This window comes from Geobacter sp., assembly GCF_027327745.1.
Lineage (GTDB): Bacteria > Desulfobacterota > Desulfuromonadia > Geobacterales > Geobacteraceae > Geobacter.
The window spans coordinates 1-24,746 of sequence record NZ_DAHVYG010000021.1 but is presented as its reverse complement, the minus strand read 5'-3'; the positions used below and the strand labels follow the sequence as shown (position 1 = coordinate 24,746).

Here is a 24,746-nt window from a genome sequence, read left to right as displayed (position 1 = left end):
GTGAAATGAATCGGGAAATCTTAACAGATAAGACAGGCTAAGGGCAATGGGCTACGGGCAAGAGAGGTCAGTAAAAGTACTCCCGCCGCGGCGGCCGGTAGAGGTGGGCGACGTACTCGCCGTAGCCGTTGAAGATCACCGTCGGCCGACGCTCGCCGGTGCCGAGCATCCGTTCGGTTTTCTGGGACCAGCGGGGGTGGTCCACCTCCGGGTTCACGTTGGCCCAGAAGCCGTACTCGTCCGGCTCCAGGCTGCTCCAGAAGGTGGGGGGCTGGCGATCGGTGAAACTGATCTCGACGATGGACTTGATCCCCTTGAAGCCGTACTTCCAGGGGGTGACGAGGCGGATCGGCGCCCCGTGCTGCTTCGGGAGTTCCCTGCCGTAAACCCCCACGGCGAAAAACGCCAGTTCGTTGGTCGCCTCGGCCAGGGTCAGCCCCTCGTGGTAGGGCCAGAGGTCCGTGGTGAAGAACCCTCCCTGGTTCGGGGCCTGATCCTTGCGAAGAAACGAAAGCATCCGGACATGGGTCGCCCCGGCCAGGGGCTCCACCCGCCGCACCAGTTCCGCCAGGGGGAAACCGGTCCAGGGGACCGCCATGGCCCATGCCTCCACGCAGCGGTGACGGTAGCTCCGCTCCTCCAGCGGCATGGAGCGGATCAACTCCTCGACATCGTACACCCGCGGTTTCTTCACCATGCCGGTGACCGCCACCTGCCACGGGCGGGTGAGGAAGCGGTCCACCGATTTCCAGACATTCTTGCCGGAGGTGAATTCGTAGAAGTTGTTGTATTTCGCCGCCTCCACCCGGTCGGTGAGGGGTCGGTCGAGGGTGTACCCCGGATTCGGGCGCGCCGGCAGCGTCTTCAGGTTCACGAGGGTACCGCCGAGCTCGCGCCGCTCCGCCGCGAAGTTGGTGCAGGCGTTCAGGAGCGGCCAGGCATTGAGCCCGGCGAAGCCGAGGGCCTTGAGGAAGGTGCGGCGGTTCCGGAAGACCTCCTCGGGGGTGAGTTCGCTGAAAGGGAGGGTGAAACGCGGATTCTTGCCCATGACGCTCCTCTCCCGTCGCCAATTACATCCGGGGCGACCCGTCAAAAAGGGAAAGGCGAGAAGAACTCGCCTTTCCCTTTGCTCGGCATCCGAAAGATGTCCGTCCGTTACTGCCAGACCATGGATCGGTCATGGACCTGATTGCCGATGTGGCAGGTGAAGAGACAGGTCCGTGTCGCCGGATCGTAGTTCAGGGCATCGGAGATCGTCCCCGATGCCGGCCCCTCCATGGCCGTCGTCTGGAGGTTGGTGAAGTGGTTCACGGCCAGCTTCGTCGTGTCGTGGCATTCGGTGCAGGTGGTGGTGAATAAGCCGTGGTGCGTCAACGGTCCCGAGGAGGGGCTGTTGTACTGGGTCGTGCCGTAGGCGTGGCACAAGAGGCAGTCGGTGCTCACGTTGATGACCCCGGTCGGCCAGGGCGGGGTCACCTGCCCGCCGTGGCAGCTGACGTTGCTGCAGGCTCCGGTCGTCGCGTTGTACGATGCAACCCCCCCGCTCTTCGCCTGGAAGGTGGCGGAGAGCACCACGTTCGCCGTCCCGTTGGCGTGCAGGGCGGTCGCGTAACCGGCGCCGCTGTGACAGGTAGCGCAGGATACGTTGAGGAACTGGTGTTCACCGTGCTGGAAGTCCCGGTTCGGGTAGGAGGTGCCGACCGGCGGATTGCCGTGGCACGACACGCACCCCGTCTGGATATTGAAGAGGCCGGTGCTCACATCCTTCACGGCAACGGCGTTGAAGTGGCAGACCGCCCCCACCCCGGCGATGTTGAGGCGGGTGGTGCCGGAAACGCAGGAGGGGGCGACGCCGCCGGCGCCATCCAGGTTCGCGCCGTGGCAGAGGGTGCAGTAGTTGGTGACCGCCGTGCCGGCCGTGGCGAGAGACGCGAGGGCCGAATGACGGAGCTGGTTGGTGGCCCCCTGGGTCGTCCCCCGCCCGACGAGCCACGGGGTCGGGTGGGCCGTCAGCGCCGTATGACAGGTTTCGCAGCCGGCGGTGAGGGTGGCGCCACGGGGCACGTTGAAGCGCGGATTTGCGCCGGTTGAGGGAGTGGCGTGGCAGGGTTGGCAGGTATTGAGGCCCTTGCCGTTGTTGTTCTTGTTGATGGCGTCGGCGCCGTGCTGCGAAGCCGGCAGATAGAGCCCGCCGACCGGGTGCGGCGGCGACACGTCGTTGGCGTGGCAGAGGGTGTTGTTGAAACAGCCGGCGGGAGTCCCCGGCGCTGCCGGCGTTGCGGGCTGCCGGGTGGAGTTGGCGCCGTTGGTGTGGCAGGCGGCGCAGAAAATGGCGTTGGTGGTGTCGGTATTGGTGTGGGTATGGGTCCCATGCCACGGCGCCGGCGAATGGGGGGTGACGGCCGGCTGGCCGCCGTTATGGCAGGTGAAGGCCCCGACGCTGGCGGAGAAGCAGCTCACGGCCGCCCCCACCCCCTGGTAATTGGTCCCGTGGCACCTCTGGCAGTAGCCGAATCCGCCCGATGGGGAACTGGCGGCCTTGGCGGTCGGACCGTGGAAGTTCGGGCTGTTCGGATCGCTCCATCCGGTCGGGTGCGAAACGTCGGTACCATGGCAGAGGGTGCTGTTGAAACAGCCGGGCGCGGTCCCGGCCGGGGCCGGGGTTGTCGGCTGGATCGCCGAGTTCGCGCCGTTCAGGTGGCACTTGGCGCATTCGGGGGCATTCCCCGGGTCGGTGAAGACATGGTTCGTTCCCGATGCGGTCGTCCCGTGCCACGGGGCATCGGGGTGGGGAGCCCGGGTATGGCACGAGAGGCAGGAGCGGGCCGCCCCGTTGCTGTACAGCGAACCGTGACAGCGGCTGCAATAGGCAAACCCCGCGGATACCGCAGGTGCCGCCATGGCGCCGCTGCGCCCGTGCTGGGAAGCGGCCCCCCATCCGACGGGGTGCCCTGCCGGACCGTCGACGTGACAGATCTGCGCCCCGATATTGGCGGAGAAGCAGCTCACCCCCGAGATTCCGCCCGACTGGGCACTGACGGTGAACGAACCGTGGCACTGCACGCACTGGTCGTTGTTCTTCCGGAATTCGAGCCAGTGGCTCTCGATCCAGTTGGCGGGATGCTTGCCGGTGACCGGATCGAACAGGGGTGAGTTGTCGTTGCTGCTGGAACATCCCCAGAACACGGCCCCGGCAGCGAGGAGAAGAATGACGCTCGCAAGTCGTTTCATTGGTTCCCTCCTACCGGTGGCATGCAACGCACTGTTCGTTATTGGTCCTGCCGTGGCACTTGAAGCAGCTGGTCGGGTCGATCTTCCCGTCGATCCGGTGCCGCGTCAGGTAGTCGCCCCGGTGGACGAGCTCCCGGTCCGGCCGGTTGCCGTACCTGATCGACGGCTTTATCTCAAGCTCGTTGGCGTGGCAGTCGGTGCAGAAGGAAGGCTTGTGGCAGACGCCGCAGAGCCGGCCGTCCTCCCCGGCATAGAAGCGGTGGTTTTTGACGAAGACCGGGGTGTGACTGAAGGAGGCATAGGGCTTGAGGACCCCCTTGATCTTGTCCTCGTGGCACTCGGAGCAGTCGACACGTCCCTCCCCCAGGGCCTCGGGATGCGACGACGGCAGGCTCGTCTCCTGGGATATCACATGGGTGCAGGCGGTCAGGGCCATCGCACCCACAAACGCTGCGCATAGACTCAAGAGCTTGATCCGTCTCATTTTGCCGCTCCTTTGCTTGTGGAGGTAAAGTTCCAGGTGAGCCTCACGACCCCCCGCAATTCGGAATCGAGGCGGGGATTGCGGCCATAGGCGATGTCCCCCGAAAGGGCGAGGTTCGGAAGAATCCGGTAGCCGGCGGAGCCGACGAACTCGTAATCGTGGCTCCTCGTGTCAATGGACTGGCGGTAGAAATGGGCGATGGCGTCGAGGCTCGCAAAGTACGCCGTGGCGTCGTAAAGCCCCCACCCCCGCACCTCGTGGTACGAGTTGACGTCGGCCCTGCTGCTGTCGGCCCGGTGGTAGGAGACCCCCGCCCGGACTTTCCGGTCGGCCAGGGTAAGCCGCACCTCGCCGCCGTAGCGATGGGTGTTGCCATGGCTGTCGCCGTGATAGTTGATCCGCTTGTAGTCGGCGCTCACCTCCACCGGCTTGGCGATCACGTAGGTTACGCTCCCGCCGTAACTGCGGAGGGTCTCTCCCTTGTCGGGGTTGAAGAGGGAGCGAAGATTGGTGGAGGCGAAGTAGTCCTTCAGTCGGTAGTCGTTGTATTCGGCCGAGATCGACAGGTCCTTGAGCGGCTGGAACAGGACCAAGTAGGAGTGCTCGGCGAAACCGTCGGTGGCGGTATTATAGCTGGAATGCCCCCGCACCTCGATCATCCGGAAGGGGGCGAGCCAGATATCCCCACCCACCAGCTGCCGGTAATTCTTGAGATCGGCGGTCTGGCCGGTGTCGGTGTTCCCCTCCCGCAGCGCCGACGCCCCGATCTCCAGGATGCCGGGGACGCGGAAACCGACCCTCCCGCCGACCACATAGTCTCCCTTGTTCCTGTCAGTAATGTCCAGGCGAACCGGCGCTCCCCCGAAGAGCGACGCGGTGAATCCCTTCGCCAGGTCCCCCCGCACGCTTACCCCGTCCAGCTGCTCGGCCGCTATCCCTTCGTAGACGTAGAACCGGCCGAGACGGATCAGGCCGTCCGCCTTCGGGAAGCGGTAGGCGAGGTAGGCATAGGAGAGGTCGCCGTCCGTCGTCCCTTCGTCGGTGCTGCGATGGGCCAGATCCACCCGCCCCCAGCCATGGAGATGGAACGAGAGGTTGCCGTCACCCAACTTGTCGAGGTCGACGCCGAGGAACTGGGTGGCCGGGACGACGTTCTCGTCCTTGAACCCGGGGACGCTCCGTTCCTCCAGGCGGATCAGGGAGGTGGCGTCGATACCGAGGTCGGCCGCCGCCGCCAGCGACGGAAGGGAGGCGAACGCCAGGGTCATGAGCCGCAGCTTGTGTTTCATGGCACGCTCCTAGTAGTGAGGTTGACTCGGGGAACAGCGCAAAATGGCGTTTGAATCCGACTGCCCGATTGAAAAAAAGTGTAGAGGTAAAGAATCTCTTGTCAAACGAAGCTGTGCATTTTCTCATGCAAAAGTGGCGGTCGGAATCCCTGCGTCGGGAGATGACGACTATGTTCTTAAGGGACTTTCGCCCGTGCGGCGGGAGCATTCGACGGCACTTCAACGTCGCAGAGATAGCGGTACGCAGGGACCACGCGTACCGTTCTTCCCCCTTCACTGATTTCATCCTCATCTTCATAGGTAACTATCGTACCCGTTTCCAATCCCGACTCCTCAAGGGCTCTGAAAAGGGCTTTGAGTTCGCGGTTTCTCGCATTCTCGCCCCTCAGGTCCCTTGCCACCTGGATGAGTTCGGTAAGCCGCCCTTTCTCCCGGCATGCGAAATCAACCTCGAGGCCGGTGACAGTCTTGTAGTAGTAGACCTCGCGTCCCTGGCGCCTCAAGGCAAGATAGACCAGATTCTCCAGATAATGGCCGATGTTTTCCGAAAAGCCGAAAGCCGTTGCCACAGCCATGCCAGTATCGATTGCATAGACTTTCTTCGGGCTCTTGATCTGCTCTTTCACTGAAAAATCAAAGGAATCGAGGGTAAAGAGAAGATAGGCATCGGCAAAATACGCGAGGTACTCCTTCACCGTCTTGTCGGCAAGCCCCACAAGCGCCGACAAACGATTGAACGTATAGAGGGACGCCACGTTTGAGGTCAGATAAAAAAAGAGATTTTCAAGCTCCTGGGCTTTTTTCACGCCGAAACGGGGGGCGATATCCTGGTAGAGGATGTTACGATCAGTTGCTTGTGCTTCAAATGGCTTTTCTGTGATGCTCCCCTAACAACTACAGGCGGTCGTGAAAAAGGAAAAGCCCCCGCCGAGGCGGGGGCTTTTGGGTGCTGCACTTCCAGTTGCGGTGACACTAGGGGCGGGTAGCCGTGTAGTTGCCCGTCGTGCCGGCAGGCGCCCCGAACCAGGCGGCGGCATTCGGATAGGTCGTGGCATCGATGGTGATCGTGCCGTCGAACGTGCTGTTATCCAGGAAGTCGATGGAGTCGAAGATCAGGCGCTTGACGTAGTAACGGTTGTGGGCATATCCGCCGGGGTCTTCCGACGGGAAGAGCGAGTTCTGGTATGCCCCGTACTCATTGTCAGACATCGTGGCAGGGTTGGAAGAATATACGATGGCCGCATTCTTGTAGTTCACGATCGTATTGGCCAGATAGGCCTTGAGGATGGTGCCCGCTTCCTGATAGCCGGCAGACTCTTCCTCAAGCTTCGCAGCCGTCATGGCGTAACTGCCGCTGTGGCAGGAATCGCAGACCGCCTGGGACTTGATGGCGGTGATCACACCGTTGGCATCTTTCGTGACGACGTCGAAGGTGTGGCTGTTCGCCGCCTTCATGTGGCAGCTGACGCACGGACCAGAGCCGTCGGTCATGCCGATGGTGTCATGCTCGAAGTATGACTTCTTGGTGTAGTCAAGACCGGCAAACTCGTAGCCGAGGTGGGTGTATTCCGCGAACAGGTCCGCACCGGTCGGTGCGTGGTGACCGGCAAAACGCGAAGACCTGGCGGACTGCCCGTTGCCGCGACCGCTGTGACAGACGAGGCAGAGGTTGGAGTCCTTGGCATCCGGAAGCGTGATGGGCGCGGCATTGTAAGTGTACTCGAGGGTCTGGGCGCCGATGTTGCGACGCTTCCAGCTGTAATCCTGGTGGCAGGCCGAGCACATGATGGTCTCGTTCTTCTTGTTGTTGCTCATGTACGGTGCGGCATTGCCGTTGGTGAAATTCTTGTAGCCGGTGGTGGTGTGACATTTGGAGCAGGCGTCGCGGCTCGACGTGGTCCATGCATAGTGGGAGTTGACGCTGCTGGCGTTGGCGTTGCCCGGGACGTAGGTGGTGCTGCCGTGGCCGGAGTCGGCCCAATCCTTGTTGTACTGGATCAGGGAGGTGGTGTCGTGGGGGTTGTGGCACTGGCGGCACTGAACGCCCGCGGCGTCGCTCTGGCTTACGTACTGCGAAGCGAGGCTCGTGGTGTAATTGGCAAAGTGCGGCGAGCCGAGCTTGACGGTGGTATGGCAGGTGGCACACTGCGTATCCTGGACGGCCTTCACGATGCTCCCGCCGTTCGGGTGACCGCTGTTGGTATGGCAGTCGGCACAGGCTGCCCCGTTCTTAGTATTGTGGGCCGACTTCTGCCACTCGTCGGTGATCTGTGCCCCCGTGACAGGGGAGGTTTTGTTTCCGGCATGGCAGCTTATACACCCGGCCGAGGCCTGGAATGAAGCGGTCTGCTGGTCAATGGCGCTCTCGCGATTGCTGCTGCCGCAGCCGGCAAGGGCAAACAGTGCGGTGGCGCCCAGCAGGAGTACGGTTTGGTTGCGCAAATTCATGCTGCTTTCCTCCTTTGATGGTTAGTGGTGTTAGAGGTTGTGACACTTGCGACAGGAGCGGTCGCTTCTGCGGATCAGGTTGTCACCCTTGAAGTTCCTCGGGTGCGGATTGATCCCCGACCCACCTTTCGCCGTGGTGCCGTGACATTTGATGCAGACGTCCCCGTCCGGGTGGCAGGTCTGGCAGGACTGGAGGTTCCTGCGGGCCTCGGCGGCGTGTTCGCTGTTCCAGATGAAGGTCTGTCCTCCCAGGTGCGACTTGATCCGTAGCGCCCCCTTCGGGTAGCGGCTGTGGCATTCGTTGCAGTAGGAAGGCTCGTGGCAGCGGGTGCAGGTCTGGGGATTGTCCAGGGCCTTGATCGGATGGATCATGATGAAATCCGTCCGGTGGCTCTTGGGGACGTAGTCGCGCTGGTAGTTGCGGGTCGACAGCTTGGCGTCGATTCCGCCTCCCTGGTGGCAGTCGAGGCAGAACTGCTGGACGTGGCACTGGGCGCAGTTGCTACCCGCCTTGCTGGCCAGGACCCGGTGGCCCCGGACCCAGTCGGCGTCGTGGTTCGGGGCGACCCCCTCTTCCTTGTGGCACGAGTTGCAGTCGGCGATGGGGGTCGAGGCGTACTCCTTGTGCGCCACCTTGTCGGCCAGGGCCATCTGGACCGAGAAGGTCGACGCCGCCAGGAGCAGGAGTGCGATAAACCATTTTTTCACGGATTTCCCCCCTTTCTAGAAGTCGTAGTCAAAGACGAAGCGCCCTTGAGTATCGCTCTCGTATTGGGCATTCACGTTGTTTTCGACGCGCAGCGAGGTGGCCATGCCCTTGCTCAGCCGGTACTTGCCGCCGAGCCAGTAGGTGCGGGCAATCTCGTCGTTGTTCATGACGTCGCGCTTGTAGACGTCGTAGCCGAAACCGCCGGCCAGCTGCAGCGCCCGGGTTACGTCATAGTATGCATCGACCAGAACGCCGTTGGTCTTGCCGTTGTATCCCTGGTTGTTGTCATACTCGACATTGAGCTGCAGCGGCTCCACCGGCCGCACGCTGCACCCCAGATGATAGATGTGGCCACGCCCCCCCTCTTCGAACCACTGGGAGGTGTAGCCGCCGTTGACGGCGATCCTGTCGTTGATGGTGTAGTCGGCGCGGAAGACGGCCTCCTGGTAACGGTCAACGGCGAAGACCGAGTAGATCGAGGTGGTGTCGAAGGTCGGATAGCTCTGGTACCACTCGCCGGTGAAGATCAGGTTGCTCCAGGGGTAGTACTTCACCCCGGCCAGCACCTCGCTGAAGGTCTCGGAGACCAGATCGTACCGGGTATTGCCGTACAGCCGCACGTTGTTGAACAGGTACTGCTTGAAGCTCGCCCCGAGGGTGTCGCGGGCGATGTCCCACCGGTCCCACTTGCGGAACCAGCTCAGCTCGAGGTCGGTGTCCTTGAACCCCTGCAGGTAGGCGGCGGCGCCAAAGGCGAGATCGCCCCCGTGGCCCGCCTCGTGGTCCAAACCGAAGATGACGTTGCGCCCGCCGTAGACCGAGAGGCCGACGGGACCTACGTTCTTGAGGTCGATCTGCCCGCCGTCGACGATGGCGGACCCTGCCGACTGGTTGATGAACTGCCGCCCCAGCCGGATGTCAACCTTGTTCCAGAGATCCCGGTACTCGCCGTAGAGGTAGTAGAGCCGGGAGTTGAACCCGTCGCCGTTGTTGAGGTCTTGCGTCACCCGGCCGTAACCGTAGAGGGACGCCTTCCCCTCCTTGTCCAGGTTCGTCACCGACAGACGCAGGTACTCCCCGAGTTCAACCTGCCTCCTGTCGTTGAAGTAGTTGTTGAACCAGAGGAGCTGGGTTGAGCTTCTGCCATGGATCTCCGCCCCCCAGCCGCTCGATGCCGACAGGGCGGATGCCAGCAGAAGCAACCGTGTGAACCCTTTGATTCCCATTCAGTGGACCCCCTTTCCTTCAGATGAAAAATCAGACGAGACTGCTCGAATCCGTGCTCGCGGCCGTTGCCGCCACTTCACCCCCTTCCGTGGATCACGTGTAGATGTGCCCGTGGCCGGTGCCGCGGGGGAAACCCGTCTTATCTATCGGCCGGCCGGCTGACCGTGCCGAGGGCGAAGATCCTCATGAACTGACGGATCGCCTCCCCCCGGTCGTTCGCCTTGTACTGCTTGCGGTGCAGGAGCTCTTCGATGCTGAAGTAGCAGAAAACGATCCCGTGAAACGCCCGGGCGGCGTATTCGGGATCGAAATCGCCAAGGTTGCCCCGCTGCTGCAACTCCCGGAAAAACGAGGCGTACGTATCGAAGAGATCGTCGATGAAACCGTGAAAAACCGTCAGGAGCTTCTCCGGCGAGCGCTGCACCTCGGCCTGCATGACCCTGACCCAGTCCTTGATCTGGACCAGGGTATCGAACAGGTGGTCCGCCATCCCGGTAAGGGCTTCTTCGTATGGCAGTTCCAGTGCCGCCGGGATATACGCCTTGAGTGACGGCAGGACCGAAAAGCGGGAGAGAACTTCCTGGAGGAGTCTTTCTTTCGAGGGGAAGTGCCGGAAAAGGGTCACCTCGGCAACGCCTGCCTCCTGGGCAATCTCCCGGGTCGACGCCCCCTGGTACCCCTTGGTGGAGAAGAGGCCCAGGGCAGTCTCCAGAATCCTCTCGTGGGTGGAATCATACGGGCCGAGTGACTTTTTCACCTTGCCACCTGTCATCAGCAGCCTCCGCCGGGCAACTGATGTAAGCGCTTACTTACACCGGCAGCCAAAAAAATCCGCGCACGCGTGCGCGGCTCACCTGCATGACAATCGAGCAAATATCAGACCCGAAAAACAACGGGCCTGGAAAACTCATCGGCAACGACGTCGGGAGACTTTAGATTAATTTTTGAGCCTTGTGAACTGCTCGAAATAACAGGGCAGGTTTAATGTTAATGAGAGACGGACTGAGGGGCAATGGCAGGTTTTATCGGTGAGAATAAGGGGGGGAGTGTTGTCAAAAAAACGTCAACAGAGAAAAAAGTCAGCCATTTGACCGAGAGGGCAAAACCTCGTTGAGCAATCTTCCACTCAGGGGGCTCCTCCCCTTCACTGAGGGGGAGGAGGAGGAGGGATGTGGAGGGCCTGGCTTCAGACTACTTGCAGACGGCGTCGCGCAGGAGGCTCATGCGGGTGTCGGCCTCGATCGGCTCCCAAGTGGTCTTGCCGGCCAGGTCGTACGACTTGATCGTGCCACCCTTGCTGTCGAAGTGGGTAACCTTCTCTAACCGGCTCATGTCGCCGGAGCAGTTGATTGCATAGAGGAATACCGTGGCGCTCAGATCCTCGAACCCCTTCGGATGGCCGATGGTGTCGAGGGCATCGCTCTTTCCTTCCCCGGTGTAGACGGCCTTCGTCCGGACCGTCACCAGGTCGTCGTCCCCCTTTTTCACGGAGGTACGGTCGTAGAAGTAATTGGAGAGCATCGGGTCCTCGTCGATGAGCACCCAGGGATCCCCGGCGGCCGTGGCGGCACCGGCAGTGAAGGAGGTAACGAGCGAGATGGCCAGCAGCAGACGGCAAACGGTTTTCATGATTCCTCCTCGACGGGAAATGACGGCAAATGGGACGGCGCGGCCGTCCACTCCATGATAGAGGGTCAGGGACCGTTGTCAAGAAAGGGCTCCCGCCTCGTTTCCCCCACGACGGTGAGCAGAAGAAGGGCCGCCACCGCCGCCAGCAGCGCGCCACAGCCGAAGGCGGCCCCCCGCCCGACCTTTTCCCAGAGAAACCCGAAGAGAAGACTCGCCGGCAGTGCCCCGACGCCGACGGCGAAGTTGTACCAGCCGAAGGCCCCCCCCCGCTCCTGCGGCGTCACGAGATCGGCCAGGAGCGCCTTCTCCACCCCCTCGGTCATGGCGTAGAAGAGCCCGTAGACGGCGAAGAGGAGCCAGCAGGCGGCTTCGGTCGTCGCCAGGGCGAACCCGGCATAGGAGAGGGCATAGACCCCCCAGCCGGCGACGATCACCCACCGTCGGCCGATCCGGTCGGAAAGCGACCCGAATGGGGTGGAGCCAGCCATCTTGACGAGATGGAAGAAGGTCCAGAGGAGCGGAATGCGGGCCACCGATACGCCAAGTTCCCCCGCCCGCAAGAGCAGGAAGGCGTCGGAGGAGTTGCCGAGGGTGAAGATGAGAAGGACGAAGAGGTAGCGCCGCAGCCTTCCCCGGGGAACGAAGCCGAGGAAGCTCCCGTTGGCGGTCTGCCGCCGCTCGGTCTCCCGCACCCGGACGGCAACGAGGAGTACCGCCAGCCCCCCGGGGATGGCGGCGAGCCAGAAGACGGTCCGCAGATCCTTCACGAACCAGGTGAGAAGAAGGGTGGCCACCAGCGGCCCGACGAGCGCCCCGCCGTGGTCCATGGCCCGGTGGAAGCCGTAGGCCTTTCCCCGCAGGGCGGGATCGGTGGAATCGGCGATGAGGGCGTCCCGCGGCGAGGTCCGGATCCCCTTCCCCACCCGGTCGGCGAAGCGCACGGCGAGCACCGCCCCGGCAGAGGTAGCGGCCGCCACGAGGGGACGTGCGACTGAGGAGAGGGCATAGCCGGAGAAGACCAGGGACTTGCGGCTCCGCACCCGGTCGGAGGCGATCCCGGAGACGAGCTTGAGGAGCGCCGCGGTCGACTCGGCCACCCCCTCGATCACCCCGAGAAAGGCCGGCCCCGCCCCGAGCACCGAGGTGAGGAAGAGCGGCAGGAGCGGATAGATCATCTCGCTGGAGACGTCGGTGAGGAAGCTGACGAGCCCCAGGATCAGGACGTTGGCGGAAATACCGTTGAGCATGAAAAACCTCGGGGCTGGGGACTCGGGGCTCGCGGTTTGTTGCCAGTCCCGAGCCCCGAGTCCCTACGCAAACTTACCCGAGGCCGGTACCGCCCGCTTGAACGCCCACGCCTCGATCTTCTTGATCTGCTCCGCCATGGTGACCGAAAGAGGGACGGTGCGGCTGATGGCCGCCATGAGATCCTGCTGGGTCACGGCGCGCTTCTCGGTAAGGGCCTCGAAGGAGGCCGACAGCACCGCCTGCTCGATCTCGGCCCCCGAAAACCCCTTGGTGGAGCCGGCCATGAGCGGCACGTCGATGGCGGCGGGGTCGATCTTCTGCTTCTGCAGGTGGATGCGGAAGATCTCCTCCCGCGCCGGCGGGTCGGGGAGCCCCACGTAGAAGATCTCGTCGAAGCGCCCCTTGCGGATCACCTCGGCCGGAAGCATCTCTATGGCGTTGGCGGTGGCGGCGACGAAGACCGGCGCCCGCTTCTCCTGCATCCAGGTGAGGAACGAGCCGAGGATGCGCGACGCCGGCCCCCCCTCCGCCTTGAACCCCTGGCTGGATATCCCCGCCTCGATCTCGTCGATCCAGAGGACGCACGGCGCGATCGCCTCGGCGGTCTTGAACGCCTTGCGCAGGCTCGACTCGGGGGTGCCGTAGCTCCCGTCGTAGACCGCCGCCATGTCGAGCCGTATCAGCGGCAGCCGCCACGTGGCCGCAATCGCCTTGACGAAGAGGGACTTGCCGCAGCCGGCGATCCCCATCATCAGGATCCCCTTCGGAAGGTTCGTCCCCGAGGAGATTCCCTCCAGGCCGAAGGCCCGCTCCCGTCGCTCCATCCACTGCTTGAGGTTTTCCATCCCCCCTACCTGCTCGGAAGAGGCATCGTTGATGACGAACTCCATGATGCCGCTCTTGCGGATGATCGTCCGTTTGGTCTCGAAGAGCGCCATGACGAGGGCGCCCCCTCCGATGCCGCCGGCGGCCCTTGCTATCCGCATTCCCCGCTCGATGTCCGCCAGGTCCAGCCCCTGGGCCGCCACCACCAGGTCGTAGATGAGGCCCGGGTCCGCCTCGCACGACCGGGCGAGGAACTGGTCGCGCCCCTTCATCTGCTCCAGGAACGCCTTGATCTCGTCGATGGTCGGGAGCCCCTGGTGGAGGATCACGAGCTCCTCCCGTATCGCCGGAGGGACCGCTTCGCTCTCGCCGAGGATGAGGAGGACCTTCCCCCTTCCCCGGTGGGCGAACTCTTTCACCTTCCGGATGATGTACGGATTGTCCCCCCAGAACCAGCTGAGATCCTTGAAGATGAAGACCAGGGGTCCCGGCTGGGCGATGGCGAAGTCGAGGGCCGCCACCGGATCGTCGGTCCCCTCCGCCGCGGCCCCGTCGCGCACGAGACCGTCGGTGCAGGTCCAGAGGTAAGGCGTACCCGCCCCCTTCACCCGCGAGGTGGCCTGGACGGCGATCTGCTCGGTCCGCCGCTCGTTGTCGGTCACCACATAGACGAGGTTCACCCCCGCTCCCACCAGGCGCACGAGCCCGCTCACCTTAAGGTCTTCCACGCATCCTCCTTGAGATCGCACATGCCGATGTGACAGTGTGCCGCACAATCGCCCCGGCTCCACACAGCAGGGCTCCGGTGGTTTTCCGGGCTGAGACTCACTTATCGCACACTCTTCACCCCGGGGCAAAGGTAAAGATTATGTTCGGGCCGTTTAAGATCGCGCCGATTCGATGCATTTTCCCACGTGCACCCGGAGGAAGGGGAGATTGCCGGACGGGTTGCCGATTTCCACCGGAAAATGATCCTCGCACACGTTTGCCTCATTGACAACCATTGGGAAGAATTTACTTTCAACCCCGATAAAGCGATTTTCGCGGACTGGTCGGTCCCCTTGACTTGGATCAATTCTTTGCAATAGTAAACAGAACCGGCGCAGAGATAAATCGTTGCAACTGATTGACTCTCGGCAGGTCTATCACACCAGAAAAGGAGATGAAAGATGAAACGAGCATGGATAGTTGTGACATTACTCTGCCTCATATGCGCGGGCGCCCTTCCGGCGTTCGGTGATGATCAGAAGATGGACAAGGAGACGTATCAGCAGCAGGCGGAGGGAACGCTCAAGGGGCTCGAGCAGAAAATGGACGAGATGAAAGAGAAGGCTGCCGACCTGAAAATGGATGCGAAGGAAAAGTTCGACCAGGAAATGATGATTATGAAAGAGAAAAAAGAGGCGGCGGAGAGGAACCTGGAGAAGCTCAAGTCGGCGACTGGCGAAGCTTGGGACAATGCGAAGGCCGAAACGCAAAAGGCACTGGAAGATTTGTCCGCCCAGTATGACAAGATGATGTCCCGTTTCAAGAACCGATAAGACGTGGCGTGAATGGATTCCCTGCTCTCTTCCCGCGCCCTGATGGGGGTTTCGCTCGCCTTCCACATCATCTATGCGACGATCGGGGTCGGCCTCCCCTTCATGCTGATGATCGCGGAAGCGCTCTCGCTGCGGACCGGCGACGAGGTCTACCACCATATCGCCCGCCGCTGGGTGCGCCCTGCCGGAGTGCTCTTCGCCATCGGCGCGGTTTCCGGCACTATCCTCTCGTTTGAGCTCGGGTTTCTCTGGCCGGAGTTCATGGCCTTCAGCGGCCCCCTCATCGGCCTCCCCTTCTGGCTGGAAGGGTTTGCGTTCTTTACCGAGGCGGTCTTTCTTGCCCTTTACATCTACGGGGAACAGCGGCTCTCCCGCCGGATGCTCTTCTTCTCCACCATCCCCCTCACGATCGCCGCCGCCGCCTCGGCGGCCTTCGTCATCAGCGCCAACGCCTGGATGAATACCCCGGCCGGGTTCAGTCTCGTCAACGGCCGGCTCGCGGACGTCGATCCCCTTCGGGCCCTGGCCAACCCCGCGTGGGCCCACGAGGCGGTTCACGGCACGCTCGCCGCATACGTCGCCACCGGCTTCACCGCGGCCGGGGTCTATGCGGCAGCCCTCCTGCGCGGGCGCATCACCGACTTCAACAGGCGCGCCCTCACGCTGTCGTTGGCGATTGCCGGGGTCTGTCTCCCGTTCATGCTCATCTCCGGCGACTGGGCGTCCCGGTTTCTCGCCCGGCACGAGAAGCCCAAACTGGCGGCAATGGAGGCGCTCTTCACGACCACGAGGGGCGCCCCGCTCATCATCGGCGGCTGGCCCGACCCCGCGTCCGGGAAAGTCCTGTACGGCATCGAACTCCCCCGACTCCTCAGCGTTCTCATCCACCGCGACCCCGACGCAGTGGTGGAAGGGCTCGACGCCTTTCCCCCCCATGCCATCCCCGATCCGCGCCTCGTTCACCCCTTCTTCGACCTGATGGTCGGCTCGTTCTTCATCATGACGGCGGCTGCCGGGTGGTTCTGGTGGCTGCGCTGGCGCCGGCGGGAAGTTCCTGTCGGAAAGTGGCCGCTGCGGGGGATCCTCCTCGCCTCCCCCTGCGGGATGATCGCCCTGGAAAGCGGCTGGTTCGTCACCGAATTCGGCCGCCAGCCCTGGATCGTACAGGGGCACATGCGCGTCGCCGAAGGGGTGACGCCGAACGCCGGCATCGGTCTCGTGTTCGTCACCTTCCTGGCGGTCTATGTCGCTCTCACCCTGGGCCTCCTGTGGCTCCTCCCCCGCCCGACCCACGAGGCGGGCGACAGCGACTGGACCGGGGAGGATCGCCATGTCAACCCTTGAGAACCTCGCAGCCGCGGTCCTCCTGTTCGGGCTGGTCATGTATGCGCTCTTCGGCGGTGCGGACTTTGGCGGCGGCATCTGGACCGCCTTCGCCTCCGGCCCCCGCGCCAGGGAACAGCGGGAGAACCTGTTCCATGCCATCGGCCCCGTCTGGGAAACGAATCACATCTGGCTGATCTTCGTCGTGGTCACCCTCTTCACCGCATTCCCGAAAGGGTTTGCGGCCCTCTTTATCGCCCTGCTGGTCCCGCTCGTGATCGCCCTGGTCGGCATCAACTTCCGCGGTGCGGCCTTCGCCTTCCGCCACTTCGGCAGGCGGGCGGTGAGAGGGGTCCCCCTCATCGCGAGAGCGTTCGAAATATCGAGCATCCTGACCCCCTTTGCCCTCGGCATGACGGTAACCGCCACGGCGACAGGGAAGATCACCCTGGCAGACGGCCGGGTTAACATCGAGGCGTGGTCGTGGGCCACCCCCTTCACCCTGGTCGGCGGAGTGGTGGGGATGGCCGTCTGCGCCTATCTGGCGCCAATCTACATGACCGTGCGCACCAGAGGGGAGCTGCAGGACGACTTCAGAACACGGGGCGTGATCGGCGGTCTCGCCCTCGGCATCCTGACCGCGGTGGAGATTCCCGTTGCCCTGGCCGATGCCCCCCTCTTCGCCGCCCGGCTCCTCACCTCATGGGCGACACCCATCGTGGCCCTGGCCGTGATCTCGGGGACCACGACCCAGCTCCTGCTCTGGCAGCGCCGCTACGCCTGGGCGCAGGTCGTCGCCGCCGGGACCGTCGCCCTGACGATCACCGGTTTCTGCGCCGCGATGTATCCCGACATCCTCATCGGCCAGCTCTCCCTCGCCGCGGCGGCAGCGCCCCGGGCCACGCTCGTCGCGGTCTTCGCGGCCCTTCCCTTCGGCGCAGCCGTCCTGGTCCCGTCGCTGCTGTTCCTCTACTGGACGTTCCGCGGCGAGCCGAATCCGGAATACCCTCCCGACTCTCCGGAAGATTGATGTGGACGGCACCGCCCGCGGCTGGTGGTATTCCCCGCTCCTTGTTGCAACAAAAACGCCCCTGACGTTCCGAAGCCGGAACATCAAGGGCGCTTCTACCTTCCGCAATCTTTCCCGCGAGGCGCTCACCGCCTCACGGCCGCATCATTCCCCCAGGTAGGTGTACCCGAGGAGCGTCCGGTCGAGGAGCTCCAGGAAGTGGCTACTCTCCTCGATGGTGACTTTCCGCAGGGCCACGTCCTTCTCCAGGTTGTCGCGTACGTGCTTCAGGATCTCCGGTCCCTTGTACTGGACGTATTTCAGGCTCTCCCAGGTGGCGTCGCCGTTGATGACGGTGTCGACCTTGTAGCCGGTCTTCTTGTTGAAGGTGACGTGCACGGCGTTGGTGTCGCCGAAGAGGTTGTGCATGTCCCCCAGGATCTCCTGGTAGGCGCCGATCAGGAAGAAGCCCACGAAGTAGTCCTCGTCCTTGCGGATCTTGTGGAGCGGCAGGTACTTGGTCCGGCCGTTCTCGCCGACGAAGCTGGTGATCTCGCCGTCGGAGTCGCAGGTGATGTCGGCGATGGAGGCCATGACGTCCGGTTTCTGGTTAAGCCGCTGGATCGGCACGATGGGGAAGAGCTGGTCGATGGCCCAGGAGTCGGGGATCGACTGGAAAAGCGAGAAGTTGGCGAAGTAGGTCTGCCGCAGTGACAGCTGGAAGTTCTGGAGCTCCTCGGGAATCGGCTTGATCTTCTCCACGATCCCGTTGATCTTGCGCAGGATCTTGCCGTGGAGCCACTCGGCCATGGCCCGCTCGTTAAGGGTCAGGTACCCGAGGTTGAAGAGGCTCACCGCCTCCTGGATGAGCTGGACCGTGTCGTGGTAGTCCTCCCGCAGGGAGTAGCGGTCGATGCTCTTGTAGATGTCCACCAGCTTCTTGACCGTGGGGGCCAGCTTCTCGGCGCCGTTCAGGGTCTCCTCGAAGTCGGGCATGACGTTGGCGGTGTTGGTGTTGAGGAGGTTCGTCACCAGCACCGAGTAGTGGGCCGCCGTGGCCCGCCCCGACTCGGAGATGATGTTGGGGCACTCCACCCCGGCGTCCTCGCAGATGTTCTTGATCTGGTAGATGACATCGTTGGCGTACTCCTCGATGGAGTAGTTGACGCTGGAGAAGTAGCTCGACTTGGAGCCGTCGTAGTCGACCCCCAGCCCCCCACCGATGTCGACGTACTCGATGCCGACCCCAAGCTTCCGCATCTCGGCGTAGACGCGGGTTCCCTCGATGAGGGCGCTCTTGATCTTGTCGATCTTGGTGATCTGGCTCCCGATGTGGAAGTGGATCAGCTTCACCCGGTCGAGGAGGTCGTTCTGCTCCAGAAGGCCGATGGCGGCGATGATCTCCGACATCCTCAGGCCGAACTTGGCATCCTCGCCGCCGGAGGTGGCCCACTTCCCGGTCCCCTTGGAGGAAAGCTTCACCCGGATGCCGAGCTTCGGCTTGATGCCGGTCTTCCTGGAGAGGGCGATGATCTTCTCCAGCTCGAACATCTTTTCCACCACGATGGTGATGTCGTAGCCGATCTTGGTGGCGTAGAGGACGGTCTCGATGTACTCGGTGTCCTTGTAGCCGTTGCAGATGATCGGAATGCCGTTCCCCGTGGCGAAGGAGATGCCGATCACCAGCTCCGGCTTGGAGCCCACCTCGAGGCCGATATTGTAACGCTTGCCGAACTTGGCGATGGCCTCCACCACCTGCCGCTGTTGGTTCACCTTGATGGGGTAGAAGGTCTGGTATTTGGCCGGGTAGTCGTTCTCCTCGATGGCGTTCCTGAAGACCCGGTTGATGGCGGCGATCCGCCCCTGGAGCACGTCCATGAACCGAAGGAGAATCGGGGGCTTGATCTTGCGCTTGATGAGGTCGTCCACCAAGGCCCGCAGGTCGATGGAATGCTTCGACGTGGGGGACGGATGAACGCAGACGTTCCCCTTCTTGTTGATGGAGAAGAGATCGGCGCCCCAGTTGGGGAGGTTGTAGATTTTGGCGGAGTCGTTGATCGACCAGCGTTCCATATGCTCTCCTCGCGCCGCCATATTTGCGCCCTTCCGCCGTCGGCTCGTCGTCAGGCTCCTCGACGTAGCGCTGCTACGCCTGCGGGGCCTTCCTCCTCTCCGCCAACGGAATCATCGCAAATCTGACGCCGCTGTAACGATATTTTTCTTGTTTTACTTCTCTGCTTTTTCCAACGGGGCGGGAGATTTCGGCCAGATCGGCGCCGGCCCGCAGAAACCGTGCCGAGGCGTAGCAGCGCTACGTTGAGGCAGGGTTTCGAGGACACGGCGTCGAGATATCGCCCCCCTAAGACAGCCTGCTCCTGAAATCCTCGTACCCGAACTTCCGCACCACCCTCAACTCCCCCGTCTCCGGCTCGAAGGTGCAGATGGCCGGGTGCTGGATCCCGTTGAACATGGTGGTCTTCACCATGGTGTAGTGGGACATGTCCTCGAAGGCGAGCCGGTCGCCCGGTTTCAGCGGCCTCTCGAAGGACCAGTCGCCGATGACGTCCCCCGCCAGGCACGAAGGACCGCCGAGGCGGTAGGTGTGGGCCTTCGCGCCGGGATCGAAGCCGCCGGTGATGCCGGGGCGGTAGGGCATCTCCAGCACGTCGGGCATGTGGCAGGTGGCGGAGACGTCGAGGATGGCTATCTCCATCTCGTTCTCCACCACGTCCAGCACCTCCCCCACGAGGATGCCGGTGCCGATGGCGATGGCCTCCCCCGGCTCCAGGTAGACCTCCACGCCGTACTTCCCCTTGAAGTACGTGATGAGCTCCACCAGGGCGTCGATGTCGTATCCATCGCGGGTGATGTGGTGCCCGCCGCCGAGGTTCAGCCACCGCATGCCGGGGAGGAACGCACCGAACTTCTCCTCGAAGACCCGGACGGTCCGCTCCAGGGGCTCGAAGAGTTGCTCACAGAGGGTGTGGAAGTGGAGCCCCTCCACCCCCTCCAGGGACTTCCCCTCGAACTCCCGCCGGGGGATGCCGAGGCGCGACTTGGGGGCGCAGGGGTCGTAGATGGCGGTGTGCCCCTCGGAGTGCTCGGGGTTCACGCGCAGCCCCACCGACACACGCCCCCGCTCCTTCTCCCAGAGGGGCCGAAAGCGCTCCAGCTGGTTGAAGGAGTTGAAGACCAGGTGGTTGGAGGTGGCAAGCAGCTCCACCACGTCGCTCTCCTTGAAGGCGGCGGCGAAGCTGTGGACCTCGCGGCCGAACTCCTCCCGTCCGAGCCGGGCCTCCCAGGGGGAGCTGGCGCAGACCCCCTGCAACGTCTCCCGGATGACCGGAAAGACGCTCCACATGGCGAACGCCTTCAGGGCCATGAGGATCTTCGCTCCGCTCCTACGCTGCACCTCGTCCAGGATGGCGAGGTTGTGGCGCAGCCGCCCCAGGTCCACCACGTAGGCGGGGGATGGGGCGAGCTTCAGGATTTTGCCGATGTCGATGCCGGTCATGTCGTTGTCTTTACGCCGAGATGCCGCGCGATGGCATCGGAGAAAAGCCGGAAGTCGTCGAGATGTTTCCGCAGGATGAGCACGACGATCTCCGCGTCAACCGTTTCATACTGGTGCACCACGATATTCCTGAACTTGGCCATCTTTTCCATGACGGCGGTCTGCTCTGCCGTCAGGATGCCATTTTCCCCAAGAACGCGGAAGGTATCGGCATAGGTTTCCGGAGTCCTCAATGCACGGTCTGAAATAATATGCCCGGCGATATCGGCGCAGAGCTCGATCATCATCTGCAGAGTCCGTTCGACGATGCGCTGGACCTTCCAGTCGCTCCGATAGTCGTCCACCGTAATCGCGGAAAATTCGGAGATCTGCTTCCGGTAATCGTCCAGCGACGCCAGCTTGCGCAGAACGAGGGCCACATCAACCATTACGCGAACCTCCTCAGGAGGATTGCCTCCTCCTTGCGCCTGAAATCGAAGAACTCCCGCATGATGCGGGACTCGAAGGCGTGTCGCAGATACGGCTCCTTGTCCGTTATGACCTGCCGGGCGGCGAGTATCCTCCCGGCGAGACTCAAGGGAGCATCATTCAGGATGACCAGGTCGAGTTCATCGGTACCCAGAATGTCCGAGATGGAGCCGGACAGTTCGATCTTTACGGTCCCCTCCGCCGTCCCCGGAGCCAGGTACACGGCAATATCCACGTCGGAAAGAGGTTTCAGCGCCCCTTTTGCCAGACCTCCGAAGAGATAGGCAAAAATGATCCGTTCATCCCGGCCGAACAAGGTGCCCAGATTATCTATGCGTGAAAAAATGTCACCCGGGAGATTGCTCCGCTTGATCATTGGTTCCCCTCAGGAAACGTCAGTCAGTAGGGGCGATCCTTGTGATCGCCCGCTTTTAAGCCGATTCCGCATATGGAAGGGCGAACACGAGGTTCGCCCCTACAAAACCGGCCATTCCCCTTCAACAACCACTTCGGGCAGCCCCATCGGCCCAAGCACTTCCAGGAACGGCTCGGGATCGAACTGCTCCATGTTCCAGACGCCCGGAGCGTGCCACTTGCCGGTCAGCATCATGATGGCGCCGACCACCGCCGGCACGCCGGTGGTGTAGCTGATGGCCTGGGAGCCGACCTCCTTGAAGCAGGCCTCGTGGTCGCAGATGTTGTAGATGTAGACCTGGCGACGCTTGCCGTCCTTCAGCCCCCGGGCGATGACCCCGATGCAGGTCTTCCCCTTGGTGAGCGGCCCAAGGGAGCCCGGGTCGGGGAGGACCGCCTTCAGGAACTGGAGCGGCACGATCTTCTGTCCCTGGAACTCCACCTCGTCGATGCGGGTCATGCCGACGTTCTGCAGCACCTCCAGGTGCTTGAGATAGTTGTCGGAGAAGGTCATCCAGAACTGGGCCTTCCTGATGGTCGGGATGTGCTTGACGATCGACTCCATCTCCTCGTGGTACATCCGGTAGATGTTCATGGGGCCGATCCCCTCGGGGAAGTCGAAGGAACGCTTGGTGGCCAGGGCGCCGGTCTCCACCCACTGGCCGTTCTCCCAGTGGCGGCACGGGGCGGTCACCTCGCGGATGTTGATCTCCGGGTTGAAGTTGGTGGCGAAGGGCTGGCCGTGGCTCCCGGCGTTGGCGTCGATGATGTCGATCTCCTGCACCTCGTCCAGGTACTTCTTGGCGGCCAGGGCGGTGTAGACGTTGGTCACGCCGGGATCGAAGCCGGAGCCGAGGAGCGCCATGAGACCTGCATTCTTGAAGCTGTCCTGATAGGCCCACTGCCACGAGTACTCGAACCTGGCGGTATCCCGCGGCTCGTAGTTGGCGGTGTCGAGATAGTCGACCCCGGTCTCCAGGCAGGCGTCCATGATGGTCAGGTCCTGGTATGGCAGGGCCACGTTGATGACGAGCTTCGGCTGCTCACGCCTTATGAGCGCCGCCAGCTCGGGGACGTTGTCGGCATCCACCCGGGCGGTGGCGATGCTGTTGTTCAGTTGGGCGGCGATGGCGTCGCACTTGGCCTTGGTCCGGGAGGCCAGGGTGATCTCGCTGAAGATGTCCCGGCGCTGGGCGCACTTGTGGGCCACGACCTGGCCGACGCCGCCGGCTCCGATTATCAGTACCTTGCTCATGGATTCGAATCCTCCGTTTCTAGTACGTAAAGGTTGGCGGGGTCACGACCCACAGTATCTTCGCCGGCCCCCTGCCGATGTTCTTCACCGTGTGGCGTTTGTCCGAGGTGAAATAGAAGCACTCATCCTTCTTCACCGTATGGACCTTGTCGTCCAGCCGGAGCTGGATCTTCCCGAGGAGGACGAAGCCGAACTCCTCCCCCTCGTGGAAATTCTGCTCGTCCATCTCCTCGCCGGGGGCCAGGGTCACCAGCGCCGGGTCCATCTCCCGGTTCTGGGCGCCGGGGACCAGGAGCTCCACCCGGATCTTCTCGTCGCCGGCCGAGGGCTGGACCCGCGCCTCCTTGCCGTACACCACGTCCTCGCCGATGGGGTCGCCGAAGAACTCCTGCATGCTGACGCCGAAGACGTCGAGGATGTCTTTCAGGGTGGCAATGGAGGGAGAGGTGGCGTCATTTTCCAGCTGGGAGATGTACCCCTTGGTGAGGTCAGCCCGACTCGCCAGCTCTTCCTGGGTGAGGGAGTTGATCATCCTGAGCCGCTTCAACCGCTCGCCGATCTTCACGCGTTCCTCCGGGTTTAGAAATGCTAAACTTTATGTCATTTGACGAGTTTAGCATTTCTAAACTTTCTGTAAGGCGGCTGGTTTAGCATTTCTAAACTTTCTGTTTAACCACGCGCGCACAAGGGGTGGTTTATAATACAAAGGAATACGGGTGTCAACGATTTTTTCGGGCCGTCACACCTTTTTCATACAATGGCGTTTTTGCACCGAAATCGCTTCGCCGCACAGCGGAAAAACGGCTCCCTTGTCGACCCGCCGCCATCATCCGGCTTGACATTTCGGGGGGACGGCTCTATTACGGTGAAAACCACATAATACATCAGCAGGCTGTTGAAAATAAACGCGCGCGGCGCCTACAGGGAAGGGGAAATATCATGCTTCAGGGTCGGAAACTCGGGTTCATCGGCGGAGGGAACATGGCGGAGGCGATCATTAAGGGGCTCCTCGCAGGACGGGTGCCGGCGGCGAACATCTTCGTCGCCGAACCGGTGGCGGCCCGGCGGGAGGAACTGCGGAGCCGTTACGGCGTCGACGCGCGGGCTGAAAATACCGACGTGGTGACTGAAAGCGACGCCGTCATCCTCGCCGTCAAGCCCCAGCTCTTCCGGGGGGTTATCGCCGGAATGGGTTCCGGCTCCCTCAACGGGAAGCTCCTCATCTCCATCATGGCAGGGGTAACGGCCGCCGCCATCGAAGAGGCGTGCGACGGGCCGGTCCGGGTGATCCGGGTCATGCCGAACACGCCGGCCCTGGTCCTGCACGGCGCCTCCGCCTTGAGCCGCGGCACCCACGCCATCGACGAAGACCTCTCCTTCGCGCGGGGGATTTTCGACCTGGTCGGGACGAGCTGCGTGGTGGACGAAAAGCTCATGGACGCGGTGACCGGCCTCTCCGGCAGCGGCCCGGCCTACGTCTTCACCTTCATCGAAGCGCTCTCCGACGCCGGGGTCAAGAACGGCCTCCCCCGCGACGTAGCGGCCCGACTCGCCGCCCAGACCGTCCTCGGCGCGGCGAAGCTCGTCATGGAGAGCGGCGAGCACCCGGCCATCCTCCGGGAGAAGGTCACCTCCCCCGGCGGCACCACCATCGCCGGCCTCGCCTCCCTGGAGCAAAGCGGATTCCGCGGCGCGGTGATCGGCGCCGTCGACGCGGCCACCGCCCGCTCGGCCGAACTCGGGAGGAAGTAGCTACATGGTCATCAAGGAGAAGAGTTCGGATGTTTGCCGGAGGTTTTCGGAAGAAATATTCCATTTGGGGGGATGAGCAGTTCACGCGCGCGTGCGCGTGAACTGCTCAATAACAAGTTGAGCAGCTACAAATACACATAAAAAGGAGTACTACAAATGAAAACGGTTATTCTTGTGGGTCTTTTAATGCTGAGTACCACAAATTCTACGATGGCGGCGAATCAGAGTGAAGAGACGTGGGGAGCATTACCCGTTTTTGACGGAGCTTGATCCCCTGCGATAAATAAATGCTGGACATCCTCTTCGGCTTCCCGTATATTACGCTGGGAAACCAGGAGGAAACGGATGGAGCACCATACTACACGCCTCTCATTCTGTGG

General features: G+C 62.6%; 22 protein-coding genes. 4 read left to right on the top strand and 18 right to left on the bottom strand.

Features of this window, described 5'->3' with window-relative positions:
* Positions 1-67: 67 nt before the first annotated feature.
* The 12 genes from msrP to M6689_RS03725 all read right to left on the bottom strand — a co-directional run bounded on the left by msrP (position 68) and on the right by M6689_RS03725 (position 13,818).
* A complete protein-coding gene (gene msrP / locus M6689_RS03780; RefSeq protein ID WP_298268010.1) occupies positions 68-1,048 on the bottom strand; it encodes a protein-methionine-sulfoxide reductase catalytic subunit MsrP in 981 nt (326 codons plus the stop codon).
* A 107-nt stretch (positions 1,049-1,155) separates the two neighbouring features.
* Positions 1,156-3,231, bottom strand: coding sequence for a CxxxxCH/CxxCH domain-containing protein (locus M6689_RS03775; protein ID WP_298268008.1), 2,076 nt, complete (start codon positions 3,229-3,231; stop codon positions 1,156-1,158).
* Positions 3,232-3,241: 10 nt separating this feature from the next.
* The gene (locus tag M6689_RS03770; protein ID WP_298268006.1) at positions 3,242-3,715 is read right to left on the bottom strand and encodes a cytochrome C; all 474 of its coding nucleotides are present in this window, start codon (positions 3,713-3,715) and stop codon (positions 3,242-3,244) included.
* A complete protein-coding gene (locus M6689_RS03765; protein ID WP_298268005.1) occupies positions 3,712-5,004 on the bottom strand; it encodes a hypothetical protein in 1,293 nt (430 codons plus the stop codon). Before M6689_RS03765 ends, M6689_RS03770 begins: the two co-directional genes overlap by 4 nt.
* A gap of 176 nt (positions 5,005-5,180) precedes the next feature.
* Complete coding sequence (locus tag M6689_RS03760) at positions 5,181-5,828, bottom strand: DUF4143 domain-containing protein (RefSeq protein ID WP_298268112.1); 648 nt, start codon at positions 5,826-5,828, stop codon at positions 5,181-5,183.
* A 148-nt stretch (positions 5,829-5,976) separates the two neighbouring features.
* A complete protein-coding gene (locus tag M6689_RS03755) occupies positions 5,977-7,452 on the bottom strand; it encodes a cytochrome c3 family protein (protein ID WP_298268003.1) in 1,476 nt (491 codons plus the stop codon).
* Between the two features lie 30 nt (positions 7,453-7,482).
* Positions 7,483-8,160 carry a cytochrome C gene (locus M6689_RS03750; protein WP_298268000.1) on the bottom strand — a complete coding sequence of 226 codons (678 nt, stop codon included), beginning with the start codon at positions 8,158-8,160 and terminating at the stop codon, positions 7,483-7,485.
* Between the two features lie 15 nt (positions 8,161-8,175).
* Positions 8,176-9,387, bottom strand: a complete 1,212-nt coding sequence (locus M6689_RS03745) for a hypothetical protein (protein ID WP_298267998.1) — start codon at positions 9,385-9,387, stop codon at positions 8,176-8,178.
* Positions 9,388-9,527: 140 nt separating this feature from the next.
* The gene (locus M6689_RS03740; RefSeq protein ID WP_298267996.1) at positions 9,528-10,160 is read right to left on the bottom strand and encodes a TetR/AcrR family transcriptional regulator; all 633 of its coding nucleotides are present in this window, start codon (positions 10,158-10,160) and stop codon (positions 9,528-9,530) included.
* A gap of 419 nt (positions 10,161-10,579) precedes the next feature.
* Positions 10,580-11,017 carry a surface-adhesin E family protein gene (locus M6689_RS03735; protein ID WP_298267994.1) on the bottom strand — a complete coding sequence of 146 codons (438 nt, stop codon included), beginning with the start codon at positions 11,015-11,017 and terminating at the stop codon, positions 10,580-10,582.
* Positions 11,018-11,082: 65 nt separating this feature from the next.
* Entirely contained in the window at positions 11,083-12,264 is a 1,182-nt protein-coding gene (locus tag M6689_RS03730) for an MFS transporter (protein WP_298267992.1), read from the bottom strand.
* 63 nt (positions 12,265-12,327) lie between these two features.
* Complete coding sequence (locus M6689_RS03725; RefSeq protein ID WP_298267990.1) at positions 12,328-13,818, bottom strand: AAA family ATPase; 1,491 nt, start codon at positions 13,816-13,818, stop codon at positions 12,328-12,330.
* A gap of 441 nt (positions 13,819-14,259) precedes the next feature.
* Between M6689_RS03725 and M6689_RS03720 the strand changes: the two genes are divergently transcribed.
* From M6689_RS03720 to M6689_RS03710, 3 genes are read left to right on the top strand one after another with little or no spacing between them, the layout of a single operon-like run.
* A complete protein-coding gene (locus M6689_RS03720) occupies positions 14,260-14,631 on the top strand; it encodes a hypothetical protein (protein ID WP_298267988.1) in 372 nt (123 codons plus the stop codon).
* Between the two features lie 12 nt (positions 14,632-14,643).
* On the top strand, positions 14,644-15,975 hold the full coding sequence (locus M6689_RS03715) for a cytochrome ubiquinol oxidase subunit I (RefSeq protein WP_298267986.1): 1,332 nt from the start codon (positions 14,644-14,646) through the stop codon (positions 15,973-15,975).
* Positions 15,962-16,984 (top strand): cytochrome d ubiquinol oxidase subunit II, encoded by a 1,023-nt coding sequence (locus tag M6689_RS03710; protein WP_298267984.1) that lies wholly within the window; start codon positions 15,962-15,964, stop codon positions 16,982-16,984. Before M6689_RS03715 ends, M6689_RS03710 begins: the two co-directional genes overlap by 14 nt.
* A 144-nt stretch (positions 16,985-17,128) precedes the next feature.
* Here M6689_RS03710 and speA read toward each other — a convergent pair whose 3' ends face one another.
* The 6 genes from speA to M6689_RS03680 all read right to left on the bottom strand — a co-directional run bounded on the left by speA (position 17,129) and on the right by M6689_RS03680 (position 23,179).
* Positions 17,129-19,036, bottom strand: a complete 1,908-nt coding sequence (gene speA / locus M6689_RS03705; protein WP_298267983.1) for an arginine decarboxylase — start codon at positions 19,034-19,036, stop codon at positions 17,129-17,131.
* 286 nt (positions 19,037-19,322) lie between these two features.
* Entirely contained in the window at positions 19,323-20,477 is a 1,155-nt protein-coding gene (nspC, locus tag M6689_RS03700; RefSeq protein ID WP_298267981.1) for a carboxynorspermidine decarboxylase, read from the bottom strand.
* Positions 20,474-20,905: a DUF86 domain-containing protein gene (locus M6689_RS03695; protein WP_298267979.1), complete on the bottom strand. Its 432-nt coding sequence runs from the start codon at positions 20,903-20,905 to the stop codon at positions 20,474-20,476. The genes nspC and M6689_RS03695 overlap by 4 nt, the downstream gene beginning before the upstream one ends.
* Positions 20,905-21,321, bottom strand: coding sequence for a nucleotidyltransferase domain-containing protein (locus tag M6689_RS03690; protein WP_298267977.1), 417 nt, complete (start codon positions 21,319-21,321; stop codon positions 20,905-20,907). Before M6689_RS03690 ends, M6689_RS03695 begins: the two co-directional genes overlap by 1 nt.
* A 99-nt stretch (positions 21,322-21,420) precedes the next feature.
* Entirely contained in the window at positions 21,421-22,614 is a 1,194-nt protein-coding gene (locus M6689_RS03685; protein WP_298267975.1) for a saccharopine dehydrogenase family protein, read from the bottom strand.
* A 19-nt stretch (positions 22,615-22,633) separates the two neighbouring features.
* Entirely contained in the window at positions 22,634-23,179 is a 546-nt protein-coding gene (locus tag M6689_RS03680; protein WP_298267973.1) for an XRE family transcriptional regulator, read from the bottom strand.
* 374 nt (positions 23,180-23,553) lie between these two features.
* On the opposite strand from M6689_RS03680, the gene proC reads away from it, so the two are divergent.
* Positions 23,554-24,366, top strand: a complete 813-nt coding sequence (gene proC / locus M6689_RS03675; RefSeq protein ID WP_298267971.1) for a pyrroline-5-carboxylate reductase — start codon at positions 23,554-23,556, stop codon at positions 24,364-24,366.
* Positions 24,367-24,746: the final 380 nt, after the last annotated feature.